This window comes from Epilithonimonas tenax DSM 16811 (genome assembly GCF_000428485.1).
Lineage (GTDB): Bacteria > Bacteroidota > Bacteroidia > Flavobacteriales > Weeksellaceae > Epilithonimonas > Epilithonimonas tenax.
In genome coordinates this window covers 21,652-28,918 of record NZ_AUAA01000037.1, presented here as the reverse complement: position 1 = coordinate 28,918, position 7,267 = coordinate 21,652, and the positions used below count along the sequence as shown (strand labels likewise).

General features: G+C 37.4%; 7 protein-coding genes and 1 tRNA gene. 4 read left to right on the top strand and 4 right to left on the bottom strand.

Translation table 11 applies throughout. The features are described 5' to 3' along the window. On the top strand, positions 1-269 hold a 269-nt coding region (locus tag F564_RS0114265), incomplete at its 5' end, for a transposase (RefSeq protein WP_028123244.1). A 433-nt stretch (positions 270-702) separates the two neighbouring features. Here the strand turns inward: F564_RS0114265 and F564_RS0114260 are convergent. Further along, positions 703-773 (bottom strand) — tRNA-Gln (locus F564_RS0114260). A gap of 100 nt (positions 774-873) precedes the next feature. Between F564_RS0114260 and F564_RS0114255 the strand changes: the two genes are divergently transcribed. From F564_RS0114255 to cdd, 3 genes are all read left to right on the top strand, one after another. Next, positions 874-1,911, top strand: coding sequence for an acyl-CoA synthetase family protein (locus F564_RS0114255; RefSeq protein ID WP_028123243.1), 1,038 nt, complete (start codon positions 874-876; stop codon positions 1,909-1,911). A gap of 5 nt (positions 1,912-1,916) precedes the next feature. After that, positions 1,917-2,309 (top strand): alternative ribosome rescue aminoacyl-tRNA hydrolase ArfB, encoded by a 393-nt coding sequence (gene arfB, locus F564_RS0114250; RefSeq protein ID WP_028123242.1) that lies wholly within the window; start codon positions 1,917-1,919, stop codon positions 2,307-2,309. Positions 2,310-2,477: 168 nt separating this feature from the next. Beyond that, complete coding sequence (gene cdd, locus F564_RS0114245) at positions 2,478-2,957, top strand: cytidine deaminase (protein ID WP_028123241.1); 480 nt, start codon at positions 2,478-2,480, stop codon at positions 2,955-2,957. A gap of 259 nt (positions 2,958-3,216) precedes the next feature. On the opposite strand, the gene recF is transcribed toward cdd, so the two are convergent. The 3 genes from recF to F564_RS0114225 form a co-directional block, all read right to left on the bottom strand. Continuing rightward, positions 3,217-4,296 (bottom strand): DNA replication/repair protein RecF, encoded by a 1,080-nt coding sequence (gene recF / locus F564_RS0114240; RefSeq protein WP_028123240.1) that lies wholly within the window; start codon positions 4,294-4,296, stop codon positions 3,217-3,219. 315 nt (positions 4,297-4,611) lie between these two features. Beyond that, complete coding sequence (locus F564_RS0114230) at positions 4,612-6,417, bottom strand: hypothetical protein (RefSeq protein ID WP_028123239.1); 1,806 nt, start codon at positions 6,415-6,417, stop codon at positions 4,612-4,614. 43 nt (positions 6,418-6,460) lie between these two features. Continuing rightward, positions 6,461-7,222, bottom strand: a complete 762-nt coding sequence (locus tag F564_RS0114225; protein ID WP_185094336.1) for a UbiA prenyltransferase family protein — start codon at positions 7,220-7,222, stop codon at positions 6,461-6,463. Positions 7,223-7,267 lie beyond the last annotated feature (45 nt).

Genomic DNA, 7,267 nt, shown 5'->3' with positions numbered 1-7,267 from the left:
TTTACAATCAAAACATTCAAAAATCTGTGGCAATGCTCAAGTTAGCACATTGGTTTAAAGAAGTAGAAGAATCAGGATTTAAATCTTTCTCAGTACTCAGGAAAACCATAATGATCCATTACAAAGACATTCTCAATTATTTTGAGAGAAGAAGTACCAATGCTTCCGCCGAGTCATTCAATGCTAAAATAAAAAACTTCAGATTGCAACTAAGAGGTGTGCGGGATAAAGCATTTTTCTTGTTTAGGTTGTCTAAGCTTTTTGCCTAGCCCCCAAGTTTTGGAATTGATCCAAAAACAGTCCTGATTATAGCACATCGCCTTTCAACTGTAAAAAAAGCCGACCAAATCATTGTTCTAAAAAATGGACAAATTGTAGAACAGGGAAATCATCAACAATTGACAGCAAATAAAGGTGAATATTATAATCTTGTAAAAAATCAATTGGAATTAGGAAGCTGAATAAACTGTCTTGATTTTATAATTATGGCGTCTTGATTCATAAATCAATACAAAATAAGGGCTAAATCATTTTAGAAGAAGAAATAAATCAAAACCCTGTAAGTTAAAACTCACGGGGTTTTTAATTATGTTTCCTAAAATATCTTGAAATATCAAAAAAATAAAAAAGCCAATTTTACATTGCTTTTGGCTGTAAAATTGGCTGTAATTAATTTAAATCACTGATTATCAAGTGATATTGTAGACCCACAGGGATTCGAACCCCAGATGACTGCACCAAAAACAGTAGTGTTACCGCTACACCATAGGTCTGTCCTTTATTGTGGTGCAAATTTAGAGCTTTTTTCTGAACTTCCAAATTATTTTTAAAAAAAATTGCATAATTTTATAAAATAAATTTTTGCTAAAGCCAATGTTAATCAACCTTTCCCTACCTTCACCCCTCCATCAAATCCCATCTAACGAATTTGAAACCAAAGTTTTAGACTTCATAAAAGAATGGTTTTCGGACTCAAAAACGGTCCAAATTCAAAGCTCCGGCTCTACTGGAACTCCTAAAATTTTTGAAGTAGAAAAATCAAAAATGTGGAATTCTGCAAGGATGACTTGCCAATTTTTGGATTTAAAAGAAGGAAACAGCGCATTAATTTGTCTGCCTATAGAATATATCTCGGGAAAAATGATGGTCGTGAGGAGCATTCTCAGAAAATTAAATCTAAAAATCACGGAACCTTCCACCAATCCTTTGCAAAATAATACCAGCAAGATTGACTTTTGTGCAATGACACCTTTGCAGGTTGAGAATTCTCTGGGTGAACTGCATCTGATCAAAAATCTCATCATCGGCGGCGCTGCCGTTTCTGAGACTTTGAAAAATAAAATCATTCATACACTCCAATCCACAAACACTCAAACCAAAATCTTTGAGACGTACGGAATGAGCGAAACACTTTCGCATATCGCACTGAAGCAGATCTTCCCAAATCAAGAAGATTGGTTCACGGTCTTCGAAGGCGTAGAAATTGATTTGGATGAGAGCAAATGCCTGAAGATCTCAGCACCAAAACTAAACGCAGAAGTTCTGCAGACCAATGATCTGGTCGAGATCAAAGACAACAAACAATTTCGTTTTCTGGGAAGGATAGACCATGTCATCAATTCCGCGGGCGCAAAAATTTTCCCGGAAGAACTGGAGAAACTAGTAAAACAATACCTTCCAAATGAAGTGGTGTTTTTGGGTATAGATGATGAGAAACTTGGGCAAAAATTGATTCTGGTAGTAGAAGGGCAAGAATCTGACGCCATCCACGATCAACTGGCAAGCATCCCCTACAAAAAATCATTTCATCAACCAAAAGATATTATTTTTGTAGAACAAATCCCGCGAACAGAAAACGGAAAAGTCAGCCGTTTGGAATTAAAAAGAATGATTGAATCGAAAACCTGTTAAATCAAATGAAAAACTTCACGTCAGAAATCAGTTATAAAACATCACGCTCTTCCGGCGCTGGCGGACAAAACGTGAACAAAGTAGAAACGGCTGTGACTGCCATTTGGACCGTTTTCGAGAGTTGTTTTTTCACCGATGCGGAAAAGCTAAGCATATCAGAGAAACTGAAAAACCGCATCAATTCCGAAGGCCTTCTGCAAATGACAGCCTCAGAAAGCAGAACGCAACTCGCGAATAAGAAAATCGTGACAGAAAAGATGCTTGAAATGGTAGAAAAAGCGCTTTTCATTCCGAAGTACAGAGTCAAAACCAAACCTTCAAAACGCCAGGTTCAAAAAAGAATAGACAACAAAAAGAAAATATCCGAGAAGAAAGACAACCGGAAATTTAAATTTTAAAATCTCCCAATTCCTGTCTCTGGCTTTATTTTTGGCGAATATTAACCCCAGAAAAAGACAAAATAAAACGCTGAAAACTACTGTACCATCACTGTTGTATCTTTTTTTTCGGGAAATATGAATTTGTTTCCATAAAACTTGTATTTTTACCTCCCTGCATTTTTAAAAATGGAAAAAGAAATAAAGATCAATTTTGAAACCATCGCCAGTTATAATGACTTGTCGGAAGTAGAAAAAACACTGTTTAACAAAGCCAAAGAAGTCCGTAAAAACGGCTATGCACCCTACTCCAATTTCCTGGTCGGCTGCGCACTTTTGCTGGAAAATGGCGAGATCATCACAGGAAGCAATCAGGAAAACGCCGCCTATCCCTCAGGATTATGTGCGGAAAGAACCGCTATTTTCTGGACTTCGGCCAATTATCCCAACGCAAAAATCAAAAAACTATTTGTCATTGGCGGCCCAAAAGATGACCTCAGTTCCACTCCTATCCCACCTTGCGGCGGCTGCAGGCAGTCTATTTTGGAATATGAAGCCAAGCAAAAAGAAGAGATCGAAATCTATTTTACAGCGCCAACCGGAGAGATCATCAAAACAAAATCCATCCGGGATCTGTTACCATTCTCTTTTGACGGAAGCTTTTTATAAACATCAGGAGCATCAGGTTTCGTCTGTCGAAAGACCTTTTCAACCTGCTGTCCACTCTATCTTTTTTGTCATTGCGAAAGACGGTAAGCATTCAATTTGAAGCTTTCCTCCGCACTGCCAAAAAAGGATGCCGTTCCCATCAGGGCTATGTTGGGGTTTTGTATTTCGTTTGAAGTGATCTAAACTTCTAATGGTATTTTGTCATTAAAATCACGTTAAAAGATAAAATGGGATAAAATCTAATCTCTCACGTCTATTTTTAAATCTCAAAAATCTTACTCTCTTCATCAATTCTTTTCACCACATTTTCTGTACGGTCTTTGTGCGTGTCTGTGATGAAAATTTGTCCGAAGTTTTCTTTATTCACCAACTCAATCAATTGCGAAACTCTGGTGTCATCCAGCTTATCAAAAATATCATCAAGCAAAAGAATCGGCGATTTGCCAGTCAGTTCTTTGATACGGTTGATCTGAGCCAGTTTAAGAGAAACCAAAAATGATTTCTGCTGCCCTTGCGAACCTATTTTTTTTATAGAACTGCCGTTCATCTCGAAAATCAAATCATCCTTGTGAATCCCTTTGGATGTGTAAGTCAAAACACGGTCTTTATCAATAGAATCTGATAAAAGTTCTTGAAAAGAATGGTCTGAAAGATGAGAATCATAAACCACGGAAACCTTTTCTTTTCCTCCAGAAATGATGTCGTAATAATGCTGAACAATGGGGTTCAGTTTCTCTACAAACGCCTTTCTTTTCTCAAAAATCCTTGTTCCAAAGTTAGAAATCGGATCATCATAAATCTCCAAAGAATCTTTATCAAACATTCTGTTCTTCGCAAAATACTTCAGCAAAGCATTTCTCTGCTGGATGGTTTTCTGGTATTGGATCAGATCAAAAAGATATACAGAATCGGTCTGGGAAATCATCGCATCCAGAAATTTCCGCCTGCTTTCCCCAGAATCGGAGATCAGATTAGAATCATAAGGCGAGATCATCACACTTGGCAGATAACCAATGTGATCCGCTAATCTGTCGTAGGCTTTATCATTTTTCTTGATGACTTTTTTAGATTCTCTTGGATGGAGAATCCTGATCATATCTTCCTTATCATCATTCTGAATTTCGGATTCTATGACAAAAAAATCTTCGTCTGATTTGATATTATGAAGGTCCGAATTCCCCAGGAAACTTTTCCCGACGGACAGATAATGCAATGCATCCAGGATATTGGTCTTCCCAGCGCCATTGTTCCCGACAAAGCAGTTGATCTGTGGCGAAAAATCAAAAGAAACCTCGGAGTGGCTTTTGAAATTGATAAGTGAAAGTGTATTGATGATCATTTAGGGTTCAAAATTAGCAGGATTTTGTCTGACATACCAAATCCTCAAAACAAGCATTTTATTCGAAGTAAAACGGTAGTGTAAATAACAATTAAAAAGAAGAATAGACTTCACATATGATTCAAAGCTGCATTGCTGCCATACTATGGACTTTTAGAAATCTGTTCTCATTACTTTTGAATGATAAAAACGGATTTTTGCTGCAAGTCGTAGATTTAGTACTGTAACCAATCTTTGGATGATTTTCAGTTTTAATTCGTTCAAATGTGTTATCACGCAAAATTGATGTAAAGATAAAGATTTCATTTCGGATTTCTAATTGCCAAAATTCACAAAATGCGGAATATCTGCACCAAAAGAGTTGAGCGGCAAAAGATTATTGCGGTTGCTGTTGAAGTCGAAAACGGAGTTGTTATCAAAAGGAACACGCGGATAGTAAGTGAAGGAGATCTGAATCCTGTTGAACACCAAATAAGGATTATTGATCAAAACACCGATTCCGATTTTCGTATTGGCGTTCGTTTTCAGAAGTTTGTCATTCGGCATCCCCAACCATCCAACGGCTGTGGTAAGGTACGGACTGAAGTGAAAATTCTTCCAGGTCTTGTTCACAAAAAGCTGAAGCTGATAGCGTAACACCAACTTTTTGGTTCCGATGTAATCGCCATTGTAAGCGGGAAATTCATCAGAACCCGACAGATTGATCCTGTCTTTGTAAGAGTAATTGTGCTGCGGATTTCCTAAGGCCAAAGTGGGCGAAAAGAAATGTCTTGCCTTTGCAAATTTCCAATCCATCAGATTAGTAAAATAAGTCCCATCCAAGCGGAAGGATTCCCGATTCTGACTGTCTTCGTTAAAGAATCTTCCAAACTGTGCCTTGATATTAAAATACCCGATTTTTATAAAATCACCATAAGCTACCGAAACACCGGCGTAAGGCATCACGTCATTACTTCTTGATAAAAGTCCGCCTGTCAAACTGAAAGAATTTCCGTAAGAGATATCCTCAGGCAATTCATACTGGAAAATATTTTTCTCTACCGAGAATTTCCTTTGGATAAAGCTTACGGAAGCCAAAAAACTATTGTAAGACTGGAAATAATCAAACTGATCTATCCCCGGACTGTCTTTGTACTGGTAATTCTGAAAACGTCCGATGAAGGCCATATTACTGGAAATCTTTTCTTCGGGATTTGCTGAAACCGGGATCTGATAACCGCCCCACAGATCCTGACTGTACACTTTAATTTGCACCTCTGGCAAAGCACTTCTGTCCACCAATGGTAGCGCCACATTACGCATAAAATACTCGAAGGTGAAACCGCCTGCCCATTTGGTCAATGGTGAGAAAAAATCCCTTTTGGCACTGACGCTGATTCTCTCATTTTGAAAAAAATCGCGTTCTCCCAAAACCTGCGCATTGATGTAGGAGCCAAACAGATTATAAGCCGTGTAACTGCCTAAAAGATAATCCTGTTTCTCCTTGGAATCGTTTCTGTAAAGGAAATCAGCTTTGTGTCCAAGGCCCAGAAAATTCTCTTCTGTGACGCCCATTCCAATTTTACTGCCCGAATAACTTGCTCTAGGTTTCAAGCTCCACGAATCCAGAATTTTCACCACCACATCGATTGAATCATTTGTAGAAGTGCTGTCTGCAACACTGATATTGACTCGGTTTACAAACGGCATTTCTCGAAGAAGACGTTCGGACTCATATAATTTTTGAGCATTGTATTCTTCTCCTTTTTTGAAAAGCAAATAATTATTGACTGTAGAAACTCTGGTATTGCTGTGAAGATGATTGGCGAACCAGTCGTACCATTTGGTTTTTTCTTTGGTATCTTTGGAACCGTAACCGAAGGGGTCAATTGTTTCTATCGTGATACTTCTGATCAGTTTCCCGTCATACGTTTGCTGAGCTGGTTTTGCTGTTCTGGTTTTTACTGAAGCAGAATCCGCCTCTCTTCGGAAAATAAAACGGTGAATAAACTTGGTGAATTTTCTCTTATCAGAAAACTCTTCGATTTTATAATAGATAGAATCCTTTTTCTCTTGCTCCTGTGCAGAGACCAAAGAAATGCTACATAAAAACAAGAGCACTGCAAAAATATTTTTATGCATCAGATTATATATTCTTCAAAAATTAATTAATAAAAACCTAGTATCAATTTATAAGCCAATGAAGCAACAACACCAACAAAGGCAATCCACTACAAGATTCTACCCAAAAAGAAAAGTAAGATTCGTGATTGTGATTTTCAGAAAAATAAATCACTAAAAATATGAAAATAGCTGTTATAAAGAAACTTAAAGCAAATTCGTAGTCAAGAAAAATGAAGCTAAACAGGCCAGCCACAAAAACCATCACGTAAGCCACATTTTTTGTTTTCTGTACACCAATCAATCTGGGAAAGGTCATCACATCATCACTTTTCATATCTCTAATGTCAAAGGGCAACACCAAAGCAGATATCAACAGCCAAGATATCCAAAATATGGGCCAGTCAAAATCTGGGAGAATGAGCCAAGAATTAATCAGAGCCCACGTCAAACCAACATAAAATATTTTCAATAAAGGAATTTTTCGGATAAATTTTTCTAGAAAAAAGGAATTGTAAAGCAGACCCATAACAACAATCACTGCCCATTTTAACAGCCTGATCTCGTTATGATTAAAGACTATTAACAAAAAACTCAAAATCCCACAGAGACTATTGAACACCAGAATTTTGATGAATATCTTCTTCTGATTCTGATATTTGGTGTAAAGATAACCGCTGAAGTATGTGATGAAAATCAACAGTAAACTTGGCCAGCGGAATATGTGCTGTTCCAACATAAAAAATGCAGCCAACATTGTTCCCATCAGCGAAACATACACCTGACTGTCAATCACATATTTTTTTACTAAATTTAATGTCGACATATTCCTTTAACAAAGGTCGGAAAAAACTATCTTACACAAGAGAAA

What these genes read in the sequence shown, in the direction of transcription:
- F564_RS0114255 (WP_028123243.1), top strand. Translation starts at nt 874, where the DNA reads ATGTTAATCAACCTTTCCCTACCTTCACCCCTCCATCAAATCCCATCT.
- cdd (WP_028123241.1), top strand. Translation starts at nt 2,478, where the DNA reads ATGGAAAAAGAAATAAAGATCAATTTTGAAACCATCGCCAGTTATAAT.
- F564_RS0114225 (WP_185094336.1), bottom strand. Translation starts at nt 7,222, where the DNA reads ATGTCGACATTAAATTTAGTAAAAAAATATGTGATTGACAGTCAGGTG.
- recF (WP_028123240.1), bottom strand. Translation starts at nt 4,296, where the DNA reads ATGATCATCAATACACTTTCACTTATCAATTTCAAAAGCCACTCCGAG.
- arfB (WP_028123242.1), top strand. Translation starts at nt 1,917, where the DNA reads ATGAAAAACTTCACGTCAGAAATCAGTTATAAAACATCACGCTCTTCC.
- F564_RS0114230 (WP_028123239.1), bottom strand. Translation starts at nt 6,417, where the DNA reads ATGCATAAAAATATTTTTGCAGTGCTCTTGTTTTTATGTAGCATTTCT.